Here is a 23,052-nt window from a genome sequence, read left to right as displayed (position 1 = left end):
GCTCCGGAATGCGGCTAAACGATGGTCAGCGAACCGAGACCCGGTCCACCACCCATTTGATGCCGTCGAAGCCGCGCGCGAACTCGGCGGCCTTGTCCGCATCGGCCTTGGACCGGGTGGAGCCCTGCAGATAGGCGACGCCGTTGACCACGCGGACCACATAGGCGCCGCTGATTGCGTCGTTGCCCAGCAGACCGGCATAGATGCGCTGCTCCAGATGGGCGTCCGGGACATACATGGGATGGGCGGGATTCTCGGCCAGGGCCAGTTCGTCATAGACCTGGGTCACGCCTTCGATGCCGCCGACCAGCTGGTCGGCACGGCGACGCTGCTCGGGCTTGGCGACCGCGCCGGTCAGCAGAACGCCGCCATCCCAGGCGCGTACCGACACGCCCTTGAAAGCCTCGTGATCGGCCTGATTAAGGGTAGAGAGCGCCCGCTGTCCCACCGCGTCGTCCCAATTGCGCTCGGGACGCAGACGGATCACGCGCCCCTGGGAATCGAGGCTCAGTTCCGTGGTGCGCGGCGCCGCGCTGACGATGGGTGATTCCTGATCGGGAGTGCAGGCAGCAGCCACGGCCACCAGGCCGAGGGAAAGAAGAATCTTAACCGGTCGCTTCATGATTTTCGTCGCCGTCTTCTTCGATGACCGCCTCGGTGGCGGCGTCCAGATGCCGGCCGTGGCGGAAGCGGCGGAACAGCCACACGCCCATCACCCCGGAGGCGACGAACAATACCACGCTGGCGCCGATGCGGAAGACCGGATCGACCTGAATGCCGCTGCCCAGCAGCGCGAAAACGATGGTCTGGGGCAGGTACCCCAGCACCGAGGCCAGGAAGAACGGCAGCGATCGCACCCCGGCCACGCCGGCCGCCAGATTGGTCACCAGATTGCTGCCCACCGGCAGCAGGCGGATCAGCAGGGTCATGGAAAAGGTGTTACCGGCCAGAAAGGCGTCTATGCGGGCGACGCGCTCGGGGAACCGCGCCGCGATGAAATCGCGCCCCATCAACCGGGCATACAGGAAGGCGGCGATGCAGCCCGCCAGCGAGGCCAGACTGGACCACAGCAGTCCCTCGGCGAACCCGAAGGCATAGCCGCCCAGGAAGCAGACCGCCTGGCGCGGCAGGCCGATGGCGATGGCCACGCCGCCCACCAGCACGAACAGGGCGTCGCCGCGCATGCCCTGGCCCTTGACCTCGGCATCGATCCAATGGGTATCCAGCGCGTTGCGCAGGCCCAATCCTTCCAGCAGGAAACCGATCATGGCGAGGGTGGCGATCAGCACCAGCCCCTTGACCATGGCGCGGGGATTGAGCAGGGGATGACGGCCGTGGCCGCTCACTCGCGGCTCTCGATGACCGGATTTCGCGCCCGGCGCATCAGCCACATGACGCCGAACAGATCGACGATCCCCACCCACAGGCGGTTCCATACCCCATACTTGGAGACGCCGCGCTCGCGCGGGCGGTGGTTGACCTTGACCACCTCGACGCTGCCGCCGGCCCGGATCACCAGGGCGGCCATGAAGCGGTGCATGTGGTCGAAGCGGGGCAGGTCGAGGAACAGCTCGCGCGGCAGCAGCTTGATGCCGCTGCCCGAATCGGGAGTGCGGTCCTTCAGCAGCTTGGAGCGGATGCCGTTGGCCACCTTGGAGGACAGCCGGCGGATACCGTCGTCGCGGCGGTTGGCCCGCCAGCCGGTGACCATCAGCTTGGGCCGGATTTCGTCGGGGCGCGAGCGCCAGTGGTCCAGCATGGCCGGCAAATCGGCCGGGTCGTTCTGGCCGTCGCCATCCAGGGTGCCGATCAGCTTGCCCGTGGCGTAGCGGATTCCGGTGGCGACCGCCTGACTCTGGCCGCAACTGGCCTTGTGGCGCACCACCCTGAGGCGGGGATGGATGGCCTTGGCCTGCTCCAGCACCCTGGGGGTGCCGTCGTCCGAGCCGTCATCCACATAGACGACCTCGAACTCCACCTTGCCCTGCAGGGCCATGTGGATCTCGTCCAGCAGCGGCAGCACGTTCTCGGCCTCGTTCTTGACCGGGACGACCACCGACAGTTCCGGAACGGCGAGGCTGGTCACGACAGGCCCGCCCGCCCCATCTCCAGGAATTTCTCGCGGCGGCGGGCGCGCAGCACGCCGCCCTCCAGGCCCGACAGATCGCGCAGCGCCGAATCCAGCGCCATGGACAGGGTCTGCATCATCAGATCGGAATTGCGATGGGCGCCGCCCATGGGCTCGGGCACCACCGAATCGATGATGTTGAGCTTGTGCAGGTCCTGGGCGGTGAGGCGCAGCTGTTCGGCGGCGTCCTTGGCGTTCTCGGCCGAGCGCCACAGGATCGAGGCGCAGCCCTCGGGGCTGATCACCGAATAGATGGCGTGCTCGAGCATCAGCACGGTATTGCCGGTGGCCAGCGCGATGGCGCCGCCCGAACCGCCCTCGCCGATGATCACCGAGACCAGCGGCACGCGCACGTCCAGGCAGGTCTCGATGGACCGGGCGATGGCCTCGGCCTGACCGCGCGCCTCGGCATCGACGCCGGGATAGGCCCCGGCGGTATCCACCAGGGTGACGATGGGCACCTGGAAATGGTCGGCCATCTCCATCAGGCGCCGGGCCTTGCGATAGCCCTCGGGCTTGGCCATGCCGAAATTGTGCTTCAGCCGGCTTTCGGTGTCGTGGCCCTTTTCGTGGCCGATGACCATCACCGAGCGCCCACGGAAACGGCCCAGGCCGCCGATGATCGCCTGATCCTCGGCGAAGGCGCGGTCTCCGGCCAGCGGCGTGAAGTCCTCGATCAGCGTCGAAATGTAGGCCAGCGCGTGCGGACGCTCGGGGTGGCGGGCCACCTGCGTCTTCTGCCACGGGGTGAGCTTGGCATAGGTCGAGCGCAGCAGCTTGTCGACCTTGGCCTGGAGCTTGGACACCTCGTCGGCGATGTTGACGTCGCCGCCGTCGGACAGGTGCCGCAGCTCCTCAATCTTGCCCTCGAGCTCGGCGATGGGCTTTTCGAATTCAAGGATATGCATGGGGGAAACTCATACAGGCAGAGGGGCTTTGGAGCAAGGGGCTCAAGCCATCATGAGGCGTGTCGCGAGATGAAGTCGATGATCCGCTTGCCGGCGCCATGCTCCCACAGGTCGTTGTGGCCGGCCTGGGGCAGGAAAAGCCCCTCCTTGACGGTATGGGCGGCATTCAGCACCGCATGGCCCATGGTGGCCGGCACCAGATCGTCCCGCTCGCCATGCACCACCAGCAGGGGCATCCGCAGGCTGGAAGCCTTGATCAGGTTCTCGTAGCGGTCCCAGGTCAGCAGATGGGCCAAAGACGGCAGCACATAGGCCGGCGCCAGATCGGCCAGCGAGGTGAACGGGCATTCCAGCACCACCATCATCACGTGGCGGCGGATGGCCATCTCCATGGCGACGCCCGAACCCAGGGATTCGCCATATAATACCACCCGCCGGGCCGGCACGCCCTGGCCGGTCAGCCAGCCGACCGCCGCCTCGCCATCGGCGTAAAGGCCCTGCTCGCTGGGCCGCCCGGCATTGCCGCCATAGCCCCGGTACTCGACCAGAAGCACCCCGAACCCGGCATCGAGAAAGGCGCGGGCCTTATGGGCGCGGTCGGCCAGGGTGCCGGAATTGCCATGAAAGAAGACGATGGTCGGCCGGCCGGGGGTCTTCGGCGGCGCGTACCAGCTGGTGGAAATCCAGCCGTCGGCGGCCTTGAGCGATACCGGCACCATCTCGGGCAGTCCCGCCGCGTCGGGACGGGTGCGGGTGGTGTCGGGATGATAGATCATGCCGCGCTGCATCAGGGCGACGAAGCCGACCATCAGCAGGTATGCCCCGCCCAGGCCCAGCAGCGTCTTCACCATGATCATCAGCACCGGGACGATCCTTTTCCGAAAAGGTGGCCCATAAAGGGTGGGGCCCGCGAATCGCTCCGCAGGCCCCGGTCTTCCCACTTGCGTGGCTTTTTAGCCGCGATTCATGCGGCTGTCGATGAGGTCTTCGACCACACTGGGATCAGCCAGCGTCGAGGTGTCGCCCAGCGAGCCGAAATCGTTCTCGGCGATCTTGCGCAGGATGCGGCGCATGATCTTGCCCGAACGGGTCTTGGGCAGGCCCGGCGACCACTGGATCAGGTCGGGGCTGGCGATGGGGCCGATTTCCTTGCGGACCCAGTTGACCAGCTCCTTGCGCAGTTCCTCGGTCGGCTCCTCGCCCGACACCAGGGTGACGTAGGCATAGATGCCCTGGCCCTTGATGTCGTGCGGATAGCCGACCACGGCGGCCTCGGCCACCTTGGGATGGGCGACCAGGGCGGATTCCACCTCGGCGGTGCCCATGCGGTGACCGGACACGTTGATCACGTCGTCGACGCGGCCCGTGATCCAGTAATAGCCGTCCTCGTCGCGGCGCGCGCCGTCACCGGTGAAGTACATGCCCTTGTAGGTGGCGAAGTACGACTGGATGAAGCGGTCGTGATCGCCCCACAGGGTCCGCATCTGACCGGGCCAGCCGGGCTCGGCCAGGCAGAGGTTGCCTTCGACGGCACCGTCCAGGGTCTTGCCCTCGGCATCGACCATCACCGGCTTGACGCCGAAGAACGGACGGGTGGCCGAACCGGGCTTCAGCGCCGTGGCGCCCGGCAGCGGAGTGATCAGGATGCCGCCGGTTTCGGTCTGCCACCAGGTGTCGACGATGGGGCAGCGGCCGTCGCCGACCACGCGGTGGTACCAGGTCCAGGCTTCCGGATTGATGGGCTCGCCCACCGACCCCAGCAGACGCAGGGACTTGCGGCTGGTCTTCTTCACCGGCTCCTCGCCTTCGCGCATCAGCGAGCGGATGGCGGTGGGCGCGGTGTAGAAGATGTTGACCTTGTGCTTGTCCACCACGTCCCAGAAGCGCGACACGGTCGGATAGTTGGGAATGCCCTCGAACATCAGGGTGATGGCGCCGTTGGCCAGCGGGCCGTAGACGATGTACGAGTGGCCGGTCACCCAGCCCACGTCGGCGGTGCACCAGTAGATTTCGCCCTCGTGGTAATCGAAGACGTACTGGTGGGTCATGGAGGCGTAGACCAGATAGCCGCCGGTGGTGTGGACCACGCCCTTGGGCTTGCCGGTCGAGCCCGAGGTGTAGAGCAGGAACAGCGGGTCCTCGGCGCTCATCTCCACGGGAGTGTGGGTCGGGGCCGCCTTCTCCACGATCTCGTGGTACCAGTGGTCACGGCCGGCGACCATATGGATGTCGCCGCCGGTGCGCTTGACGACGATGACGCTCTTGCACGACCAGCAGGTTTCCAGCGCCTTGTCGGCATTGGCCTTCAGCGGCACCTTGCGGCCGCCGCGCAGACCTTCGTCGGCGGTGATCAGCAGCGAGGAATCGCAATCCTGGATGCGGCCGGCCAGGGCGTCGGGCGAGAAGCCGCCGAACACGATGGAATGGACGGCGCCGATACGGGCGCAGGCCAGCATGGCCACCGCGGCCTCGGGGATCATGGGCAGGTAGATGGTGACGCGGTCACCCTTCTTGACACCCAGATCGGTCATGGCGTTGGACAGGCGGCACACCCGTTCATGCAGATCGCCATAGGTGATATGAGCGGACTCGTTGGGATCGTCGCCTTCCCAGATGATGGCGGTCTGGTCCCGGCGGGCGGCCAGATGGCGGTCCAGGCAGTTGGCGGCCACGTTGAGCGTGCCGTCCTCGAACCACTTGATGCTGACGTCGCCGGAATAGCTGACGTTCTTCACCTTGGTGAAGGGCTTGATCCAGTCGATGCGCTTGCCGTGTTCGCCCCAGAACCCGTCGGGGTCCTTCACCGAGCGCTCATACCATTCGTTGTACTTCTTTTCGTCGATGAGAGCGTTCTTAGCGGTCTCAGCGGGAACAGGATAAACCTCGGACATCTTGGGGGTGTCTCCCTTTTCTGATTGACCCGCGTCCATTTTTGGCTGGCGCGGGATGTTTCCCCGGTAAAGCAGGTAACGATTATGTTCGACTCGCCATGGCGACACAAGCCCGCTCAAAGGGGTAGGTGCCATGCCATCATCGAAACGCCCTTAAGCCTTTTGAACCACCTCGCCATCCCGGATCTCGACAGGAAACGGCTGCAGCGAACGGCCGGTGCAGGGGCCGCGCGTGCAGCGTCCGCTCTTGATCTCGAACAGGGCGAAGTGATTGGCACACAGGATGGAAGTCTGGAACAAGTCCAGGAATTTGTCATCCTCCAGGTTGAGCGGCGCCCCCACGTGCGGGCAGGAGTTGACATAGCCGAATACCTGCCCGCCCTGGCGCACCACGAAGACGCGGGCGCCATCGATCCTGAACTCCCTGGCACCGGGATCGGGGATCGAATCGAGCGGGCAGAGGATGTTCAAGCCGTTACTCCCCCCAAATCGCAAAGCAACCGCCACGAGGCAACGTCCACCGGACAGACCGACAGCCGGCTCTGGCGCAGCAGCGGCAGTTCGGCCAGACGGGGATCGCCCTTGATCTCGGCCAGGGTCACCGGCCGGGCCAGGGGAGCCACCGCCTTCAGGTCGGGGCACATCCAACGGGGGTCCTCGGCGGTGGGGTCGGGGTAGGCTTCGCGCACCACCTCGACCACCCCCACGATGCGCTTTTCCGCTACCGAGTGGTAGAAGAACGCCTGGTCGCCCAGTTTCATGGCCTTCAGGTTGTTGCAGGCCTGAAAGTTGCGCACGCCGGTCCAGGCGGTCACCCCGTCGCGCACCTGATCGTCCCACGACCAGGCGCCGGGCTCGGACTTGACCAGCCAATAGGCCATCAGGGCAGGACCTTCTTGTAGCGGCTGACGGTGACGCTCTCGAACAGGCCGGCCTTGGCGTAGGGATCATTGGCCAGGAAGGCGTCCAGTTCGGCGCGGTCATCGGTATCGAACACGAAGGCGCTGCCGATCATGCCCTGGCCGTCATCGGTCAGCAGCGGGCCGCCGATGACGATCTTGGCGCCGAAGCCCTTGGCGTATTCCAGATGGGCGGCGCGGTTGTCGAGGCGGGTCTGAAGATGACCGGGCTTGTCCTTGCACTGGACCATGAACATACTCTGGCACTCCGGATTCGGATTGGAAGACGCCAGGGTAACGGAAAAAAGGTCGGTCATGGAAGCCCACGAGACGCACGAGACCATCCACGAGGTCGCCCATCACGACCACCACCAGGAGCAGGCCCACAAGGAGGGCAAGAGCAGCCGCAACAAGAAGATCGCGGTGCTGATCAGCGTCCTGGCCGCCCTGCTGGCCATCATCGAGGCCAGCGGCAAGAGCGCGCAGAACACCTCGCTGGCCGCCAATATCCACGCCAACGACCTGTGGGCCTTCTATCAGGCCAAGCACATCCGCTCGACCGGGCTTCGCACCTCCGCCGATCTGCTGGAACTCTCGGCCCCGCCCTCGGACGCCGTCGCCAAGAAGGTGGCCGACTGGCGCGCCACCGCCCAACGCTACGATTCCGAGCCGGAAACCGGCGAGGGCCGCAAGGAACTGGCCGCCAAGGCCAAGACCGAGGAAGCCCGGCGCGACACGGCCCTGTCCGCCTACCATATGTTCGAATACGGCGCCGCCGCCCTGCAGATCGCCATCGTGCTGGCCTCGGCCTCGGTGGTGACCGGCATGCTGGCCCTGTCCTTCGTGGCCGGCGGGCTGGGCGCGGTCGGCGTCGCCTTCGCCCTGCTGGGCTGGCTGGCCCCGACCCTAATTCATCTGTAATTCCAACCACGCCGTGGCGGCGGCGAAGGCCGCCACCACCAGCCATTCCATCAGGCCGCCGGTCGGGCACAGCCCGATGCCGAAGCGCTGCTTCCACGGCCACAGCAGCGGCACGCCGGACGGCGTCAGGGCGTCGGCGGCCAGATGGGACAGGTAGCCCAGGGCCAGCGGCCCGGCCAGCCGCGCCAGTCCCGGTCCCGGCTCCACGGCGCCCAGCACCGCCAGCCCACCGATCACCGCCAGCAGGGAATGGGTCAGGCCACGATGCCCCAGAACCATGGACAGCGGCCGGGATACCGGCCACAGGCGGCGGCCGAGCCAGGACGACGGATGATCAATGTCGGGAAGCAGGGCGCCAAGCGCCGCCACGGCCACCCCCTCGGGCCCCGAGGGAACGGCCAGCCCCGCCCGCTCGGCCAGCACCCAGGCCGACACCCCCAGCACCACGTGAGATACGACCATCATCCGGCTTCCCCCCCAACCCCGGCTCGGGTAGAGTCCCGGGCGGGGTTCGGATATCGACCGGGAGGGGTCTGATGTCAATCGCCTGGGACGAGGCGCTGGCGGTCGGTGATCCGATCATCGATTCCGACCATCGCCGGATGATCGAACTGATCGCCCGACTGGAAGCCGCCTCCCGCGCCGAGATCGACTGCGCCGGCATCGGGTCCACTCTGCTGGCCCTGACCGATCTGTGCCGCGAGCACTTCGCCCGCGAGGAAGCCCTGCAGCGGGCGGTCGGCTTTCCCGAAACCGAATCCCACCGCACCGCCCATCTCATGCTGCTGAAGCGCCTCGAGGCGGTGCTGACCCATTACGGCGACGGCTGCGACGAGGTCCGCGCCGGCATCGTCCGCACTCTGGGCGATTCCCTGGCCACCTGGCTGGTCAGCCACATCGTCAACAGCGACATGGAATTCAAACCCTACGTGGCGGGAGCGGGTTAGGCCGTCTCCTTGCCCTCGAAGGCGCACAGGTCACGCACCACGCAGGCGGGGCAGTCGGGCTTCCTGGCCTTGCAGACGTAACGGCCGTGCAGGATCAGCCAGTGGTGGGCATGCTGCATCCATTTGGTGGGCGTGGCCTTCATCAGCCCCTGCTCCACGTCCAGCACCGTCTTGCCCGGCGCCAGACCGGTACGGTTGGCGACGCGGAAGCAATGGGTATCCACCGCGATGGTCGGCTCGCCGAAAGCGATGTTGAGCACCACGTTGGCGGTCTTGCGCCCGACGCCGGGCAAGGCCTCCAGGGCGGCGCGGTCGTGGGGGACCTTGCCGCCGTGCTCGGCCAGCAGGCGACGCGACAGTTCGATGACGTTCCTGGCCTTGGTCTTGTAGAGGCCGATGGTGCGGATGTATTGGGCCAGCCCCTCCTCGCCCAGTTCCACCATGGCCTGGGGCGTGTTCACGCGGGCGAACAGCGGCCGTGTCGCCTTGTTGACCCCGGAATCGGTGGCCTGGGCCGACAGCACCACCGCCACCAGCAAGGTATAGGGATCGGCGTATTCCAGGTCGCTCCTGGGCTCGGGATTGCGCTCGGCCAGCAGGGCGTAGAAGCGGTCGGCCTGGGCGGGAGTCATTGGTTGAGCACTCCCAGCGCCTCCGCATGGAGGCGGGCGTCGCCGGCGGCGCAGACCTTGCCGTCGGAATGGATGGTCAGCGGCTTTCCCGACCAGTCGGTCATAATTCCGCCCGCCCCTTCGATCACCGGCACCAGGGCGGCGAAATCGTAGGGCTTGAGCCCCGCCTCCACCACCAGATCGCAAAAGCCGGACGACAGCAGGGCATAGGCGTAGCAGTCGCAGCCGTAGCGCGGGCGCTTGCATCGGGCGGCGATGCGGTCCCAGGCCGGCCGGGTCTTTTCACAGAACAGTTCCGGCGCCGTGGTGAAGGCATAGGCATGGGCCAGATCGGGGCAGACCCGCACCCGCGCCGGCTGGCCGTTCAGGGTGGTCGGCCGCCCGGCCGCGCCCAGCCAGCGCTCGCTGGTGAAGGCCTGATCGATCAAGCCCAGGATCGGCTTGCCGTTGCGGGCCAGGCTGATCAGGGTGCCGAAGCTGGGCTTGCCGGTGATGAAGGCCGCCGTGCCGTCGATGGGGTCCAGCACCCAGACGTATTCGGCGTCGCAATTCTCGCGCCCATGCTCCTCGCCCAGGATGCCGTGGCCGGGGACCTCGGCGGTCAGGATGGCGCGCATGGCGGCCTCCACCTCGCGGTCGGCGATGGTCACCGGGCTGGCGTCGGCCTTGTCGTCCACCGCCACGGGGGTCCGGAAGTATTTCCTCACCACCGGGCGGGCGGCATCGGCCAGTTTCTCGGCCAGGACGATGAATTCGGCGGGACAGGCGGTCATGATGGAAATTCCGTGGGATTGTGGTGCGCCCGAGTGTGGCGCGAAATGGCGGATGTGGATAGGGTGCGTATTAACTACTTAATACACACACGGATTCGCCCATGGCCGAGCTCAACCCCATCATCGTCATTCCCGCCCGCATGCACGCCACCCGGCTGCCGGGCAAGCCGCTGGCCGATATCCACGGCGAGCCGATGATCGTCCACGTCTGGCGCCGGGCCGTGCAGTCCGGGCTGGGTCCGGTGGTGGTGGCCTGCTCGGAAGCCGAAGTGTTCGACGCCGTCCACGCCCATGGCGGCAACGCGGTGATGACCGACCCCAACCACCCCTCCGGCTCGGACCGGGTGTGGGAGGCGGTGCAAAGCGTCGACCCCGACGGCGAGTTCGACGCCATCGTCAACATCCAGGGCGACCTGCCCACCCTGGACCCCCAGATCATCCGCGCCGTCTTCGCGCCCCTGGCCGAGCCCGGCGTCGACGTCTCCACCCTGGTGACCGAGATCACCAATGAGGAGGAGCGCACCAACCCCAACGTGGTCAAGGCGGTGGTGGGCCTCGCCCCCGGCCAGCGGGTGGGGCGGGCGCTGTATTTCAGCCGCGCCACCGTGCCGGCCAATGACGGGCCGCATTACCATCACATCGGGCTCTACGCCTACCGGCGGGACTCGCTCAAACGCTTCGTCTCCCTGCCCCAGGGCGTGCTGGAGCGGCGCGAGAAGCTGGAGCAGCTGCGCGCGCTGGAGAACGGCATGCGCATCGACTGCGCCTTGGTTGACACGGTTCCGCTGGGTGTCGATACTCCGGCGGACCTCGAAAGGGCGCGCGCCCTGCTGAAAGGCTGAGCCCTCCCATGACCGACGCCCATCATTCCGCCAGCGTTCCGAATTCAGACAGCGCCATCGCCTTCCAGGGCGAGCCCGGCGCCTATTCGCATCTGGCCTGCCGCAACGCCTATCCCGGCATGCAGCCGCTGCCCTGTGCCACCTTCGAGGACACCTTCGCCGCCGTGCGCGAGGGCCGCGCCCGCTATGCCATGATCCCCATCGACAATTCGGTGGCGGGCCGCGTCGCCGACGTGCACCACCTGATGCCCTATGCCGGCCTGCACATCATCGCCGAGCATTTCGAGCGCATCAGCCACCATTTGCTGGCCGTGCCGGGCGCCACGCTCTCGACCATCAAGACGGTCAAGAGCCATGTTCACGCCCTGGGCCAGTGCCGCAACATGATCCGCGACCTGGGGCTCAAGGTGATCGTCGGCACCGATACCGCCGGCGCCGCCGCCGAACTGGCCCAGAAGGGCGACCCCACCATGGCGGCCATCGCCTCGGAACTGGCCGCCGAGGCCTATGGCCTGGTGTCGCTGAAGGCGGGCATCGAGGACGCCGAGCACAATACCACCCGTTTCGTGGTCCTGGCCCGCGAGGCGCTGGAGCCCAATCCCAACCTGCCCTGCGTCACCACCTTCGTCTTCCGGGTGCGCAACGTGGCCGCCGCCCTGTACAAGGCGCTGGGCGGCTTCGCCACCAACGGCATCAACATGACCCGGCTGGAAAGCTACATGGTGGGCGGCGAGTTCGCGGCCACCCAGTTCTACGCCGACGTGGAAGGCCATCCCGCCCAGCACGCCCTGCGTCTGGCGCTGGAGGAGCTGGACTTCTTCAGCCACGAAGTCCGCATCCTGGGCGTCTATCCCCGCCATGCCTTCCGCATGAAGCAGCAGCAGACCAGCGCGGAATAGCCCCTCCTCGGCTCACAGCCCCTCGAGAATCACCACCGTGCGCCGCGCCGAGCGGCGGCTGATGCCGACGACGGCCTGATACTCGGGCGAGTCCAGGCAGGCCCGCGCCGTCTCCACGTCGGCAAAGCGGATCAGCACCATGCGGGTGGGCGACCACAGATCGGTCTCGCGCGGGATCAGTTCGCCGCCGCGCGCCAGATATTCGCCGCCCCATCGCTCGATCAGCGGCCTGGCCCGGCGCTTGTAATCCTCGTAGAGCTCGGGATCGTCCAGCAGGGTGTCGACGATCAGATAGGCGGGCATGGGTCTTTCTCCCCCGGAAACGACGCCTCGGAAACGACGAAGGGCGGCCCTCCATTTGGAGAGCCGCCCCGCCCTGTTTCAAGGGCTTTTCGCCGACGTCTTAGTAGACGTCGTGCAAGGTGTTGTTGATGTTGAACTTGCCGGTCGGAGTGATCAGACGGGGGTCCTTGATCACCGACTTCAGCTTACGGGTCTTGTCGTCGACCACCACGATGGCCGAGACCTTGTCCTTGGCGTTCCACACCGAAATCCACACCTCGTCGCCCGCCTTGTTGTATTCGGGCTGAACGACGCGCGGCGCGCCCTCGGCGATGCCGGCCCACTTGGCGATGGGCAGCACCTCGGCGGGCTTGTCCAGGTTGTTGATATCGAACACGGCGATGGAAGCGGCCACGTCGGCATCGGGGTTGAGGGGAGTGTCGACCCACAGGTTCTTGGACTTGGGATGGGTCTTGAGGAACAGCGAACCGCCGCCCTGGCCGGTCAGCGAGCCCACCTTGGTCCACGCCTGCTTGGGGTGGCCCTTGGGGTCGGTGCCGATCAGCGCCACGCTCTCGTCGCCCAGATGGCCGGTGGCCCAGACGGGACCGAACTTGGGATGGACGAAGTTGGTGCCGCGGCCCGGATGGGGGGTGGCGCCCACGTCGACCATGCCCACCAGCTTGTCTTCCTTGGTATCGACCACGGCGATCTTGTTGCGCGCGTTGGCGGCCACCAGGAAGTAGCGCTTGGAGGCGTCGAAGCCACCGTCATGCAGGAACCGCTCGGCCTCGATGGAGGTGACCTTCAGGTTCTTGATGTCGGAATAGTCCACCAGCAGGATCAGGCCGGTTTCCTTGACGTTGACCACGAATTCCGGCTTGAAGTGCGAGGCCACGATGGAGGCGACGCGCGGCTCGGGGTGATATTCCTGCTTGTCGGCGGTCATGCCGCGGGTCGAGACGATCTTCTTCGGCTCGAGGGTGTTGCCGTCCATGATGACGAACTGGGGCGGCCAGTAAGCGCCGGCGATGGCGTACTTGTCCTCGTAGCCCTTGAACTTGGAGGTCTCGACCGAACGGGCTTCCATGCCGATCTTGATCTCGGCCACCGTCTCGGGCTTTTCCATCCACAGATCGATCAGGTTGATCTTGGCGTCGCGGCCGATGACGTAGAGATAGCGGCCCGAGGCGGAAATACGCGAGATGTGGACGGCATAGCCGGTCTTGATGATGCTGACGATTTCCTTGGAGGCGCCGTCGATCAGGGCGATCTCGCCCGCGTCGCGCAGCGTCACCGAGAACAGGTTGTCCAGCACCAGATTGTTCATCTTCTTGGCGGGACGCTTGTTCTCGGGGATCACCACCTTCCAGGTGGCCTTGATCTCGTCCATGCCGAATTCGGGCGGCTGCGGCGGCTCGTTCAGCAGGTACTTGGCCATCAGGTCGACCTCGGCCTCGGACAGCTGGCCCGAAGTGCCCCAGTTGGGCATGCCGGCGGCGGAACCGTAGGTGATGAAGGCCTTGAGCGCATCGAAGCCGCGTTCGCGGGTGATGTCGGTGGTCAGCGGCTTGCCGGTGGCGCCCTTGCGCAGCACGCCGTGACAGCCGGCGCAGCGCTCGAAATAGATCTGCTTGGCCTTGGCGAACTCGGCCGCGGTCAACTGCGGACCGGGCTGGGCGCCGGGCTGGCTCATGGGGGCGGCGCGGAGCACGTCGCCGCTGGTCTCGTAATGCTCACCGGCGCCATGGGCGGGCTTTTCCTCCGCCACGGCCGTCCCGGCCCAGGCGGCCGTCAGTGCCGCCATCATCCAAGTCGCTGCCTTCATCGGTTTCCCCTGGGCATATCAAAATTCACCGGCAATCCCGGCGCGGGAGACCATATTCGCCGTACGGGAATGAATCAAGCAAACGATAAGTATTTGATGTTCATCAAGTGACAAATATCAATATTCTCCTAAATGCCGAGTAAGTATTCGCAGCGATTTATAGTCATTCAATTTTGATTAATGTCATGTGCATTCCTCTGCCTCCGGGCATGGGTGAGAGCGCATCCGGCGGAGGCGAGTCCGTCAGCCGGTCCATTTGATATTCATCAAGAGGCTTTGATCAAGAACGGCGGCCATAGCGTCCCGGGGTGATTCCCAGGATGCGCTTGAAGTGGCGATTGAGATGGCTTTGGTCGGCGAAGCCCACCTCGGCGGCGGCCCGGGCGGGAGGAATACCGGCGCAAATCATGTCCCTGGCCCGGCGAACCCGTATTTGGGTGAGATAGGCGTGGGGCGGCAATCCGTGCTGGCGCTTGAAGGCGCGGATCAAGCGGAAGGGCCGCGTCCCCGCCACCTCGGCCAGACGATCCAGGGAAACATTGTCGGCCAGATTGTCATGCATGTAGGCGCGGGCCAGGGCCACCGCCCGACCGTTGGCGTCGAGGCGACGGGGCTCCACCCGCTCGACGGCATGGCGAACCAGCACCCGGGCCAGCAGGGCGGCCAGCAGGGTCTGGCGGGTCAGCAGCGGCTCGCCCCGGTGCTCGGCGTCGAACACGGCGTTCACCAGTTCCGCCGCCACCTCGTCGCCGATCACCGGCGGCAGGGCGAAGATGCGGTTCTCGGTGCGTTCGCGCAGTTCCGACGCCACCCCGGCCACCAGGGCGGGAGCGGGATAGAGGCAACGGTAGGCCAGCCCCTCGGCGGTCACCTCGCCGGCATGGACCTCGTCATAGGTGACGGTGCAGACGAAACCGCGCGGCGCCACGTGCAGGCCGCCGCGATAGGTGAAGCGGTTGGCGCCGGCATGCACCACGCCGATGCCGTAGGTGTCGTGACTGTGGCGCGGACAGGATTGGCGGCCGAAGCTGGCTTCCAGCATGTCGAGGCCGTCCATGCCCATCGCCGCCCACATGCGGGTCCGGTCGCATTCCATGCCCAACGGTAGCGCCGCCACCGCCCCGCTGTCTTGAACGTTCTTGACGCTCCGCGTGGCGGCAACGTCCAAGACCCCGCTCGGCCCCGCATCCAGAATGACGGCCGGAGGTAAGCATGACGGCAAGATGGATCGGTTGGCTGTGCTGCGGCTTGGGGATGGCCAGCGCCGGCAGCGTGGTGGTGGCGTCCAAACTGGCGGGGGTGGGGCTGCCCATCTTCGTGGCCGCCGCGTTGCGCTACGGGCTGGCGGCCATGGTCCTGGTGCCCTGGGCTCTGAAACGCCGGGAGCGGCTGTGGCCGGACGGCGGCGACCGCTTGCTCCTGGTGGCGCAGGCGGCGGCGGGCAGCCTGGGCTTCTCGGTCCTGATGCTGACCGGACTCCGCCACACCGGCGGCACCGACGCGGCGGTGATCGCCGGCACCCTGCCCGCCCTGGTCGGCCTGCTGTCCCTGGCGCTGCCGGGAGCCGGCCTCGGTCGGCGGGGTTGGGGCGGAGTCCTGCTGGCGGGATTGGGAACCGCCAGCCTGGGCCTGGGAGCCGGAACCGCCGGGGCGCAGCACGGCGGCGGGCGCTGGCTCGGCGACCTGCTGCTGCTGGGCGCCATGGCGGGAGAGGCGGTGTTCGTCCTGCTGAACAAGGCCATGCGGGCGCCAATGCCGCCGGTGGCGGTCTCGGCCGTCATGTGCCTGCTGGGGCTGCTGGCCACCCTACCGTTCGCGATGGGCGAGGCGGCGGGACTGGACCTGTCCGCCGTGCCGTGGTCGGCCTGGGCGGCGGTCCTTTGGCATGCCCTGGTGCCCACCATCCTGGGTTTCGTGCTGTGGTACGCGGGCAGCGCCCGGCTGGGCGGCGCCGAAGCGGCCGTTTCCACCGCCCTGATGCCGGTGTCGGCCGCCCTGCTCTCGGTCCTGGTCCTGGGTGAGAGCCCGGGTCTTCACCACCTGCTGGGCATCGCCCTGGTGCTGGCCGCCATGGTCCTGCCCCTTACCGCGCCCGAATCCCCTCGATGAAGGTTTCCACCTCGCCCATCAGGTCGTCGGTGCGCCGCGCCACGCCGTTGGACTGGCCCAGCACCAGCGCGGCGGCATCGCCGGCCTGGGCGGCGGCGGCGGCCACCCGGCCGACGCTGCCCACCACCGCGTTGGTGCCGCCCACCGCCGCGCTCACGCTGTCGGCGATACGCTGCGTGGTGCTCTGCTGCTCGGCCACCGCCTGGGTGATGGCGTCCACCGCCGAACTGATCTCGCCGATGGTCCGCACGATATCGCCGATGGCGGCCACCGCCTCGCCGGTGGCCGCCTGGACCTGGGCGATCTGGGTGGAAATCTCGTCGGTGGCGCCGGCGGTCTGGTTGGCGAGATTCTTGACTTCGCCGGCCACCACCGCGAAGCCCTTGCCGGCTTCGCCGGCCCTGGCCGCCTCGATGGTGGCGTTCAAGGCCAGCAGGTTGGTCTGCTTGGCGATGGTGGTGATCAGGTCCACCACCTGACCGATGCGCTCGGCGGCGGCGGCCAGCCCGGCCACGTTGGCCGAGGCGCGCTCGGCCTTGCCCACCGCGTCGGCGGTGGTCGACGACGAAGCCGCCACCTGCCGCTCGATGGCGGCGATGGAGTGGGACAATTCCTCGGCGGCGTCGGCCACGGTGCGCACGTTGGTCGAGGCGGCATCGGCGGCGCTTTCCGCCGAGCCGGCCTGAGCCGAGGCATCGGCCGCCACCCCGGACATGGACTCGGCGGCGCGGCTCATCTCGGCCGCCGCCGCCGACAGCCGGCCCATGACGGCGGTGACCTTCTCCTCGAACTCGGCGGCCAGGGCCATGCGGGATTCCCGCCGCTCCACCGAGGCACGGCTTTCGGCCTCGCGGCGCTCCTCGGCCAGACGACCCATCTGGCGGCCGTTCTCGGCGAAGACGTCGAGCGTGCGGGCCATGGCGCCGATCTCGTCCTTGCGGTCGCCGCCCGGCACCGCCACGTCGTATTCACCGGTCGCCATGGTGCCCATGCAGGCCCGCAGGGATTCCAGCGGCCGGGTCAGCGAGCGGGTCACCAGCAACGCCAGCCACAGGCCGAACACCGCGAAGGCCAGAAACGAGACCAGCAACGAGAAGCCGGCGCTCCGCTGCTCGCTTTCCGCCCGTTCGCGAAAGCGGGCGGCATCCTCGGCGGCCAGGGTGATGGCCGAGGCCATCAGTCCCTGGATCACCTCGGCCTGCTTGGCGGCGGCGCCCTTGGTCAGGTCGGCGGCCTCGACGCTGCGCCCCTGCTTCATCATCTCGACGATCTCGGCGCGGATGGGCTTCCAGGCCGTCAATGCCTTGCCCAACTGGTCAAAGACGGCGCGGTCGGCCAGGAAGCGCTCGCGGGCCACCTCCAGTTTCTTCACCACGCGGCCTTCCGCCGCATCGATGGCGGCCTCGGCCTTGGCGATGTCGCTGTCCTCGAAGGCCAGCGCCAGATCCTTCATGGCCCGGTGCATGGCGATGATGCCGCCATCGGCCTCGGACAGCGCCGTCGAAACGGTGAAAGGATGGCGGTACAGCAACTCGGTATGGGCCGAGATGGACCGCAACTGCAGGCTTGAAAACAGCCCGAGTGCCCCGGTGACGACGATCATCAGCCCGAAGCCGGCGAACAGACGCACGCCGATTCTCACATCTGCCAGACGCATGACTCCTCCCTCGCCGCGCCGGGCACGCCGACGGGGCCATGAAGCCTGATTCCCGTTTGTTCTCTTCGGCCGACCCTGGTTGATCCGGGTGGCATCGTTCCATATGTTGTTGCACGGAACTGTTGTCTTTAACAACAATAATATGGTGCGCTATCCCTTGGGGGGATGTATCGCATCGAAGGGAATAGGGAGTTTTACCGCTTGCCGTAGGCGCGGAGCAGGGTCTGGACGGCGGCGGCGATGGTGTCGGCCAGGGGACGGCCGGGCGGCAGGCCCAGCAGGGCGCGGTGATAGGTCTCGGCCCGCAGCATGCCGACGAACTGGTCGGCGATCACCATGGCATCCATATCCCCGACCAGTTCGCCACGGGCCTGGAGACGGGCGACCGAGGCGGCGATGGCCGTCTTGCCCCGGGTCGGACCGGTGTCGTAGAAGGCCTGGGCCAGTTCGGGGGTCCGGGCCGATTCCGCCACCACCACCCGGTAAAGGGCCAGGGCGTCGGGCGTGGTCAGCAGGGTGAGCAGCCGCTCGGCATAGGTGGTGAGGATGCGCGCCGCGTCGAAGCTCTCGTCGGGCGGGGCGAAGACGAACGACGCCTCGCAGCGACGGTGCATGATGGCGGCGAACAACTGATCCTTGCCCTCGAAATGGGCGTAGATGGTGGCCTTGGAGACGCCGGCCCGCGCAGCCACCGCGTCCATGCTGGTGGAGGAATAGCCCTCGTCCAGGAACAGCCGCTGGGCGGCGTCCAGGATGGCCTCGCGCTTGGCCGAAGGTTTGGACCGGGTCCGGGGGTTGGTCATGACTCCTCCACTCCGGCAAAAACTAAACCATCCAGTTCAGTTTTTGGAAGGAAAAAGTGGGGTCACTCCACCAGCCCGGCCAAGGCGTCGTCCAGGCGGGCGTGATCGATCTCGGTGAGGCGGGGGCCGTCGGTCCAGACCAGCACGCAACGCACCCGGTGGCGGGGATAGATGCAGGCCAGCGCCAGGCGATAGGCGGCCATCTGCCGCACGTAAAGGTCGGGCACCTCGTCGGGCGTGGCGGGCGGGCGGCGGTTGGTCTTGTAGTCGGCCACCATCACCTCGGTCCCGGTGACCGCCAGACGGTCGACCCGGCCGGAGACCACCCGGTTGCCGATGCGCCCGACCAGCGGCACCTCGGCGCGCGAGCCGGGAGCGAACAGCGCCGTCAGTCCGGGATGGTCGAGGATATCGGAGACCTCGTTGGCGATATCCAACTGTTCCCTGGTCTCCAGCCCCCAGGCCGGGCGGGAGAGAAAGCGCAGCATGGCCCGCGAGCGCTCGGCGGGCGGCAGATCGGGCATGGTCTGCAGCAGGCGGTGAATCAGCTTGCCCCGCTGCCAGCGCGGCCGGCCGTCCACCTCGGCCAGGGGCGAGCGCACCGCCGGCTCCTCGCCCTCGGGCCGGGACGGAGCCAGCGGCCGGGGCGGCACCGGCTCGGCCTCGGCCGACAGCAACGCCCAGTCGGGCAGCGGCGACGGCGGACGTTCCCCCGGCCCGGCGGCGCCACGGCCCTCGGCGGGGGCGGTCTGGGGATTGGCCAGCACCAGCACCGGGCCGGGGGCGGTCTCGTCCGCCTTGGCCAGGAACGGGTCGGCGAACTCGGCGGCGGTCGGCGCCAGGGCGCCGTGGACCAGGGCGTGCCAGCAGGTCTCCGGCGCCGCCTTCAGCCCCCGCCAGCCGCAGACGACCAGCCGATCCTCGGCCCGGGTCATGGCGACGTAGAGCAGGCGGCGGTATTCGCGTTCGCGCGCCGCCTTGCGCGCCTCGGCACCCTCGCGGCACACCATGTCCATGTCCTCGGCGCGCGGCGGCCAGGCGGGCAGCTCCTCCGCCCCCTCCCCCAGCCACAGCAGGCGGGGCGAACGGGTGGGCACCTGCATGGTATCGGGCAGGAAGACGACGGGCGCCTGCAAGCCCTTGGAGCCATGCACGGTCATGATGCGCACCGCGTCGCGGCCCGATTGCTCCAGATCGCGCTTGATTTCCAGGGCGCCGGCCTCCAGCCAATGGAGGAAGCCCTGCAGCGACGGCGGATGGGCGCGCTCGAAGGCCAGCGTCAGGGACATGAATTCGTCGATGGCGTCCTCGGCCTCCAGCCCCAGCCGGGCCAGCAGACGGCGGCGGCCGCCCAGCGGCCCCAATATGCGGGCATAGAGGGTGTGGGGCGAGATGCGGTCGGCCTGGGCCAGCAGGTCGGAAAGCTGGCGATAGGCGGCCTCGAAGACGGCATCGCCGTCGGGCACGCCCTGGCGCAGCGCCTCCCACAGCCCCATGTCCCTGCCTCGCCCGTTGGCCAGGATGAACAGTTGATCCTCGGTCAGGCCGACCAGCGGCCCCTTCAGCACGGTGGCGAGCGTCAGGTCGTCCTCGGGCAGCAGCAGGAAATTACCCAGCGCCATCAGGTCCATGACCGCCATCTGCTCGGTCAGCACCATGCGGTCAGCCCCCGCCACCTCGACCTTGCGGCTCTTCAACTCGCGCACCAGATCCTCGACGAAGCCGCCCCGGCGGCGCACCAGGACCAGCACGTCGCCGGCCCGCACCGGGCGGCCCTTGGAGTCCAGCGTCTCGCCGTCGATCATGGCGCGGATGCGTGCCGCCACCAGCCGGGCCAGCCGGGTGCGCGGCGAATCCCCCCGGATACGCTCCACCGGCGGTTTCCAGGCGGGCGGCTCGTCGGCGGGGCGCGGCTCGACGGCGGGCCAGACCTCAACCCGCCCGGCCTGGCCGGTGCGGTGGGGCAGATGGGTGATGTCCTCGTCGCCGGCCACGCCGTCGCGGCCCGGCCGGCCGGGCGCGAACACGGCGTTGACCGCGTCCAGCACCGACGCCGCCGAGCGGAACGACAGGTTGAGCGCCACCTCGTCCCAGGTGCCGCCGGCGGCGGGCACGTGGGCGGCGAAGCAGGCCCGCATCCGCTCGAACTCGCGCGGGTCGGCGCGCTGGAACGAATAGATGGACTGCTTGGCGTCACCCACGGCGAAGACGGTGCGCAAGGCTTCCCGCGCGCCGCGCCCGGCGAAGAATTCCTCGGTCAGCTTCTCCACCACCGCCCACTGGTCGGGGTTGGTGTCCTGGGCCTCGTCGATCAGCACGTGGTCGATGCCGCCGTCCAGCTTGTACAGCACCCAGGGCGCCACGCCCGGCCGGGCCAGCAGGTCGCGGGCACCGAGGATCAGATCGTCGTAATCCATCAGGGCGCGGGACGCCTTGGCCCGGCCATAGGATTCGAGCAGGGCGCCGCCCAGGGCCAGCAGCGCCCCGGTGGCCTCGGCGATCCGGACCGCCTTGAGCTTTTCGCCGAGGCGCAACAGCCGCTCGGCCTCGGCCAGCATGGCATCCTCCATGCCGGGAAAGCCTTCGCGCACCGCCTTGGTGGCCAGGGTCTTGCGGATGGAGCCCTCATTGGTGAGGAACTGGGCGCACCAAGAACCGAAGCCCTCGCCCCGCCCCGCCGGATCGGCCAGCCAGAGGGCCATGGTCTCGCCCCGCTTGCGGTCGGAGTCCGAGCCGGTCAGCAGCGCCGCCACGGCGGCCCGCAGGCCGGAACCATCGAAATGGGCCTCGTCCACCGCCCAGGCCAGCAGGGAATCCGGGCTATCCCCCGCCTCCAGCCCCAGCCGGGCGCGCAATGCCGCAAGCGCCCCCGCCACACCGCCATGACGCTCGAACAGCCGTTCCAGCCGGCCGCGCTCGGCGGTCAGTTCCCCCATCAGCTCGGGGAAGGCGGTTTCATGCACCCGCGCCGTCACCAGGGCCAGGGCGCGGCCCAGTTCGCCGTCTCCGGTGCGGGCGCGGGCCAGCACGTCCAGCTTGGCCGCTTCCAGCAATTCGCCGGCATCACGGTCGTCCATCACCTGGAAATGGGGAGCGATGCCCGCCTCCAGGGGAAAGCGGCGCAGCAGCGACTGGCAGAAGGCGTGGATGGTCTCCATGTGCATGCCGCCGGGGGCATCCAGCAGGGCGGCGAACAGACGGCGCGCCCCGGTCATCTCGCCCGCCGAGGGCACCCGCCCCAGCAGGCGGTGCAGATCACCGGCCAGATCCTCGTCCCGCGCGGTGGCCCACTTGCCCAGCCGCCCGGCGATGCGGTTGGACATCTCGGCGGCGGCGGCCTTGGTGAAGGTCAGGCAGAGAATCTTGTGGGGCGCGGTGCCGGCCAGCAGCAGGGTCAGCACCCGGTCGGTCAGCACCTTGGTCTTGCCGGTGCCGGCGCTGGCCGCCACCCAGACGCTGGCGCCCGCGTCGGCGGCGCGGCGCTGCCGCTGGTCGGCGTCCTGGGAAAGGAGAGAGGGCGAAAGCGCCGAGGCTTCCGTCATAGGGTGCCTTCCAGGGCCCCGATCACCTGGGTCAGGGTGATGCCGTCGGCCCTGGCGGCGAAGCCCAGCGCCATGCGATGACGCAGCACCGGGGCGGCCAGGGCACGGATGTCGTCGATGGAGGGCGCCAGACGGCCCTGCAGCAACGCCCGCGCCCGCGTCGCCAGCATCAGCGCCTGGGCGGCGCGCGGGCCGGGCCCCCAGGCCACGGCCCGGCGCACCAGATCCAGCGAGGTGCTTTCCGGCCGTCCCTCGCGCACCAGGGTCAGGATGGCGTCGACCACCGACTCGCCCACCGGGACGCGCCGCACCAGCGCCTGGGCCGCCAGCAGGTCGCAGGCCTCCATGACGCGCACCGGCTCGGCGGACTGGGCGCCGGTGGTGTCGATCAGCATGCGGCGCTCGGCCTCGAAATCGGGATAGCCCACGTCGATCTGCATCAGGAAGCGGTCCAGCTGCGCCTCGGGCAGGGGATAGGTGCCCTCCTGCTCCAGCGGGTTCTGGGTGGCCAGCACGTGGAACGGCCGGGGCAGGTCGTAGCGGCTGCCCGCCACGCTGACGTGATGCTCCTGCATGGCCTGCAGCAGGGCCGACTGGGTGCGCGGACCGGCGCGGTTGATCTCGTCGGCCATCAGCAACTGGCAGAACACCGGCCCCTTGACGAAGCGGAAGGCCCGCCCGCCGCCGGCGCTTTCCTCCAGCACCTCCGAGCCCAGGATGTCGGCGGGCATCAGGTCGGGGGTGAACTGCACCCGCTTGTCGTCCAGGCCCAGCACCACGCCCAGCGTGTGCACCAGCCGGGTCTTGGCCAGGCCGGGCAGGCCGATCAACAGGGCGTGACCCCCCGCCAGCAGCGTGATAAGACTCTGGTCGATGACTTCGTCCTGACCGAAGATGACGCGGCCGATGGCGGCGCGGGCCTCGGACAGGCGGGAATCGAGGGCGGCGATCTCGTCGAGCGGGGCGGCGGAACTGGTATGGGGTGTCATGG

At 68.2% G+C, this 23,052-nt stretch carries 24 protein-coding genes; 5 read left to right on the top strand and 19 right to left on the bottom strand.

Going from position 1 to position 23,052, the window contains the following annotated elements; translation table 11 throughout:
* Positions 1 to 25: 25 nt before the first annotated feature.
* From CP958_RS19055 to CP958_RS19015, 9 genes are all read right to left on the bottom strand, one after another.
* Positions 26 to 622: a BON domain-containing protein gene (locus tag CP958_RS19055; protein ID WP_096703787.1), complete on the bottom strand. Its 597-nt coding sequence runs from the start codon at positions 620 to 622 to the stop codon at positions 26 to 28.
* Entirely contained in the window at positions 606 to 1,346 is a 741-nt protein-coding gene (locus CP958_RS19050) for a VTT domain-containing protein (protein WP_242442995.1), read from the bottom strand. Before CP958_RS19050 ends, CP958_RS19055 begins: the two co-directional genes overlap by 17 nt.
* On the bottom strand, positions 1,343 to 2,086 hold the full coding sequence (locus CP958_RS19045; RefSeq protein WP_096703786.1) for a glycosyltransferase family 2 protein: 744 nt from the start codon (positions 2,084 to 2,086) through the stop codon (positions 1,343 to 1,345). Before CP958_RS19045 ends, CP958_RS19050 begins: the two co-directional genes overlap by 4 nt.
* Positions 2,083 to 3,036, bottom strand: a complete 954-nt coding sequence (locus CP958_RS19040; RefSeq protein WP_096703785.1) for an acetyl-CoA carboxylase carboxyltransferase subunit alpha — start codon at positions 3,034 to 3,036, stop codon at positions 2,083 to 2,085. The genes CP958_RS19045 and CP958_RS19040 overlap by 4 nt, the downstream gene beginning before the upstream one ends.
* Before the next feature lie 50 nt (positions 3,037 to 3,086).
* A complete protein-coding gene (locus tag CP958_RS19035) occupies positions 3,087 to 3,893 on the bottom strand; it encodes an alpha/beta hydrolase (RefSeq protein ID WP_242443037.1) in 807 nt (268 codons plus the stop codon).
* Between the two features lie 96 nt (positions 3,894 to 3,989).
* On the bottom strand, positions 3,990 to 5,927 hold the full coding sequence (acs, locus tag CP958_RS19030; RefSeq protein ID WP_096704181.1) for an acetate--CoA ligase: 1,938 nt from the start codon (positions 5,925 to 5,927) through the stop codon (positions 3,990 to 3,992).
* 153 nt (positions 5,928 to 6,080) lie between these two features.
* The gene (locus CP958_RS19025; protein WP_242442994.1) at positions 6,081 to 6,398 is read right to left on the bottom strand and encodes a Rieske (2Fe-2S) protein; all 318 of its coding nucleotides are present in this window, start codon (positions 6,396 to 6,398) and stop codon (positions 6,081 to 6,083) included.
* The gene (locus CP958_RS19020; RefSeq protein WP_096703782.1) at positions 6,395 to 6,808 is read right to left on the bottom strand and encodes an EVE domain-containing protein; all 414 of its coding nucleotides are present in this window, start codon (positions 6,806 to 6,808) and stop codon (positions 6,395 to 6,397) included. Before CP958_RS19020 ends, CP958_RS19025 begins: the two co-directional genes overlap by 4 nt.
* Positions 6,808 to 7,083, bottom strand: a complete 276-nt coding sequence (locus tag CP958_RS19015) for a YciI family protein (RefSeq protein WP_096704180.1) — start codon at positions 7,081 to 7,083, stop codon at positions 6,808 to 6,810. Before CP958_RS19015 ends, CP958_RS19020 begins: the two co-directional genes overlap by 1 nt.
* 58 nt (positions 7,084 to 7,141) lie before the next feature.
* Between CP958_RS19015 and CP958_RS19010 the strand changes: the two genes are divergently transcribed.
* Positions 7,142 to 7,747 carry a DUF4337 domain-containing protein gene (locus CP958_RS19010; RefSeq protein ID WP_096703781.1) on the top strand — a complete coding sequence of 202 codons (606 nt, stop codon included), beginning with the start codon at positions 7,142 to 7,144 and terminating at the stop codon, positions 7,745 to 7,747.
* On the opposite strand, the gene CP958_RS19005 is transcribed toward CP958_RS19010, so the two are convergent.
* Positions 7,733 to 8,212 (bottom strand): metal-dependent hydrolase, encoded by a 480-nt coding sequence (locus tag CP958_RS19005; RefSeq protein WP_096703780.1) that lies wholly within the window; start codon positions 8,210 to 8,212, stop codon positions 7,733 to 7,735. The two genes, CP958_RS19010 and CP958_RS19005, sit on opposite strands and share 15 nt — an antisense overlap.
* Before the next feature lie 71 nt (positions 8,213 to 8,283).
* Between CP958_RS19005 and CP958_RS19000 the strand changes: the two genes are divergently transcribed.
* Positions 8,284 to 8,694, top strand: coding sequence for a hemerythrin family protein (locus tag CP958_RS19000; RefSeq protein WP_096703779.1), 411 nt, complete (start codon positions 8,284 to 8,286; stop codon positions 8,692 to 8,694).
* Here CP958_RS19000 and nth read toward each other — a convergent pair.
* The gene (nth, locus tag CP958_RS18995; protein WP_096703778.1) at positions 8,691 to 9,326 is read right to left on the bottom strand and encodes an endonuclease III; all 636 of its coding nucleotides are present in this window, start codon (positions 9,324 to 9,326) and stop codon (positions 8,691 to 8,693) included. The genes CP958_RS19000 and nth overlap by 4 nt on opposite strands.
* Complete coding sequence (gene hisN, locus CP958_RS18990; RefSeq protein ID WP_096703777.1) at positions 9,323 to 10,099, bottom strand: histidinol-phosphatase; 777 nt, start codon at positions 10,097 to 10,099, stop codon at positions 9,323 to 9,325. The genes nth and hisN overlap by 4 nt, the downstream gene beginning before the upstream one ends.
* Before the next feature lie 101 nt (positions 10,100 to 10,200).
* Between hisN and CP958_RS18985 the strand changes: the two genes are divergently transcribed.
* Together CP958_RS18985 and CP958_RS18980 are read left to right on the top strand one after the other, a co-directional pair.
* Complete coding sequence (locus tag CP958_RS18985) at positions 10,201 to 10,941, top strand: 3-deoxy-manno-octulosonate cytidylyltransferase (RefSeq protein WP_096703776.1); 741 nt, start codon at positions 10,201 to 10,203, stop codon at positions 10,939 to 10,941.
* Positions 10,942 to 10,949: 8 nt separating this feature from the next.
* Positions 10,950 to 11,840, top strand: coding sequence for a prephenate dehydratase (locus CP958_RS18980; protein WP_096703775.1), 891 nt, complete (start codon positions 10,950 to 10,952; stop codon positions 11,838 to 11,840).
* Positions 11,841 to 11,852: 12 nt separating this feature from the next.
* On the opposite strand, the gene CP958_RS18975 is transcribed toward CP958_RS18980, so the two are convergent.
* The 3 genes from CP958_RS18975 to CP958_RS18965 form a co-directional block, all read right to left on the bottom strand.
* Positions 11,853 to 12,143: a DUF1330 domain-containing protein gene (locus CP958_RS18975; RefSeq protein ID WP_096703774.1), complete on the bottom strand. Its 291-nt coding sequence runs from the start codon at positions 12,141 to 12,143 to the stop codon at positions 11,853 to 11,855.
* A gap of 100 nt (positions 12,144 to 12,243) precedes the next feature.
* Entirely contained in the window at positions 12,244 to 13,950 is a 1,707-nt protein-coding gene (locus CP958_RS18970; protein WP_096703773.1) for a nitrite reductase, read from the bottom strand.
* A 280-nt stretch (positions 13,951 to 14,230) separates the two neighbouring features.
* Positions 14,231 to 15,118: an AraC family transcriptional regulator gene (locus CP958_RS18965; RefSeq protein ID WP_141400580.1), complete on the bottom strand. Its 888-nt coding sequence runs from the start codon at positions 15,116 to 15,118 to the stop codon at positions 14,231 to 14,233.
* 44 nt (positions 15,119 to 15,162) lie between these two features.
* Between CP958_RS18965 and CP958_RS18960 the strand changes: the two genes are divergently transcribed.
* A complete protein-coding gene (locus tag CP958_RS18960) occupies positions 15,163 to 16,059 on the top strand; it encodes a DMT family transporter (RefSeq protein WP_096703771.1) in 897 nt (298 codons plus the stop codon).
* On the opposite strand, the gene CP958_RS18955 is transcribed toward CP958_RS18960, so the two are convergent.
* The 4 genes from CP958_RS18955 to CP958_RS18940 form a co-directional block, all read right to left on the bottom strand.
* The gene (locus CP958_RS18955; protein ID WP_096703770.1) at positions 16,034 to 17,716 is read right to left on the bottom strand and encodes a methyl-accepting chemotaxis protein; all 1,683 of its coding nucleotides are present in this window, start codon (positions 17,714 to 17,716) and stop codon (positions 16,034 to 16,036) included. The two genes, CP958_RS18960 and CP958_RS18955, sit on opposite strands and share 26 nt — an antisense overlap.
* Positions 17,717 to 17,910: 194 nt before the next feature.
* Positions 17,911 to 18,519, bottom strand: coding sequence for a TetR/AcrR family transcriptional regulator (locus CP958_RS18950; RefSeq protein ID WP_096703769.1), 609 nt, complete (start codon positions 18,517 to 18,519; stop codon positions 17,911 to 17,913).
* A gap of 62 nt (positions 18,520 to 18,581) precedes the next feature.
* Positions 18,582 to 22,061 (bottom strand): double-strand break repair helicase AddA, encoded by a 3,480-nt coding sequence (gene addA, locus CP958_RS18945; protein ID WP_096703768.1) that lies wholly within the window; start codon positions 22,059 to 22,061, stop codon positions 18,582 to 18,584.
* Positions 22,058 to 23,050, bottom strand: coding sequence for a MoxR family ATPase (locus CP958_RS18940; RefSeq protein WP_096703767.1), 993 nt, complete (start codon positions 23,048 to 23,050; stop codon positions 22,058 to 22,060). The genes addA and CP958_RS18940 overlap by 4 nt, the downstream gene beginning before the upstream one ends.
* Positions 23,051 to 23,052 lie beyond the last annotated feature (2 nt).

The organism is Magnetospirillum sp. 15-1, from assembly GCF_900184795.1.
Lineage (GTDB): Bacteria > Pseudomonadota > Alphaproteobacteria > Rhodospirillales > Magnetospirillaceae > Phaeospirillum.
This window is presented reverse-complemented; position numbering and strand designations above follow the sequence as displayed.

What these genes read in the sequence shown, in the direction of transcription:
- CP958_RS19055 (WP_096703787.1), bottom strand. Translation starts at nt 622, where the DNA reads ATGAAGCGACCGGTTAAGATTCTTCTTTCCCTCGGCCTGGTGGCCGTG.
- CP958_RS19040 (WP_096703785.1), bottom strand. Translation starts at nt 3,036, where the DNA reads ATGCATATCCTTGAATTCGAAAAGCCCATCGCCGAGCTCGAGGGCAAG.
- CP958_RS19035 (WP_242443037.1), bottom strand. Translation starts at nt 3,893, where the DNA reads ATGATCATGGTGAAGACGCTGCTGGGCCTGGGCGGGGCATACCTGCTG.
- acs (WP_096704181.1), bottom strand. Translation starts at nt 5,927, where the DNA reads ATGTCCGAGGTTTATCCTGTTCCCGCTGAGACCGCTAAGAACGCTCTC.
- CP958_RS19020 (WP_096703782.1), bottom strand. Translation starts at nt 6,808, where the DNA reads ATGGCCTATTGGCTGGTCAAGTCCGAGCCCGGCGCCTGGTCGTGGGAC.
- CP958_RS19015 (WP_096704180.1), bottom strand. Translation starts at nt 7,083, where the DNA reads ATGTTCATGGTCCAGTGCAAGGACAAGCCCGGTCATCTTCAGACCCGC.
- CP958_RS19010 (WP_096703781.1), top strand. Translation starts at nt 7,142, where the DNA reads ATGGAAGCCCACGAGACGCACGAGACCATCCACGAGGTCGCCCATCAC.
- CP958_RS19005 (WP_096703780.1), bottom strand. Translation starts at nt 8,212, where the DNA reads ATGATGGTCGTATCTCACGTGGTGCTGGGGGTGTCGGCCTGGGTGCTG.
- CP958_RS19000 (WP_096703779.1), top strand. Translation starts at nt 8,284, where the DNA reads ATGTCAATCGCCTGGGACGAGGCGCTGGCGGTCGGTGATCCGATCATC.
- nth (WP_096703778.1), bottom strand. Translation starts at nt 9,326, where the DNA reads ATGACTCCCGCCCAGGCCGACCGCTTCTACGCCCTGCTGGCCGAGCGC.
- hisN (WP_096703777.1), bottom strand. Translation starts at nt 10,099, where the DNA reads ATGACCGCCTGTCCCGCCGAATTCATCGTCCTGGCCGAGAAACTGGCC.
- CP958_RS18985 (WP_096703776.1), top strand. Translation starts at nt 10,201, where the DNA reads ATGGCCGAGCTCAACCCCATCATCGTCATTCCCGCCCGCATGCACGCC.
- CP958_RS18980 (WP_096703775.1), top strand. Translation starts at nt 10,950, where the DNA reads ATGACCGACGCCCATCATTCCGCCAGCGTTCCGAATTCAGACAGCGCC.
- CP958_RS18975 (WP_096703774.1), bottom strand. Translation starts at nt 12,143, where the DNA reads ATGCCCGCCTATCTGATCGTCGACACCCTGCTGGACGATCCCGAGCTC.
- CP958_RS18970 (WP_096703773.1), bottom strand. Translation starts at nt 13,950, where the DNA reads ATGAAGGCAGCGACTTGGATGATGGCGGCACTGACGGCCGCCTGGGCC.
- CP958_RS18960 (WP_096703771.1), top strand. Translation starts at nt 15,163, where the DNA reads ATGACGGCAAGATGGATCGGTTGGCTGTGCTGCGGCTTGGGGATGGCC.
- CP958_RS18955 (WP_096703770.1), bottom strand. Translation starts at nt 17,716, where the DNA reads ATGCGTCTGGCAGATGTGAGAATCGGCGTGCGTCTGTTCGCCGGCTTC.
- CP958_RS18950 (WP_096703769.1), bottom strand. Translation starts at nt 18,519, where the DNA reads ATGACCAACCCCCGGACCCGGTCCAAACCTTCGGCCAAGCGCGAGGCC.
- addA (WP_096703768.1), bottom strand. Translation starts at nt 22,061, where the DNA reads ATGACGGAAGCCTCGGCGCTTTCGCCCTCTCTCCTTTCCCAGGACGCC.
- CP958_RS18940 (WP_096703767.1), bottom strand. Translation starts at nt 23,050, where the DNA reads ATGACACCCCATACCAGTTCCGCCGCCCCGCTCGACGAGATCGCCGCC.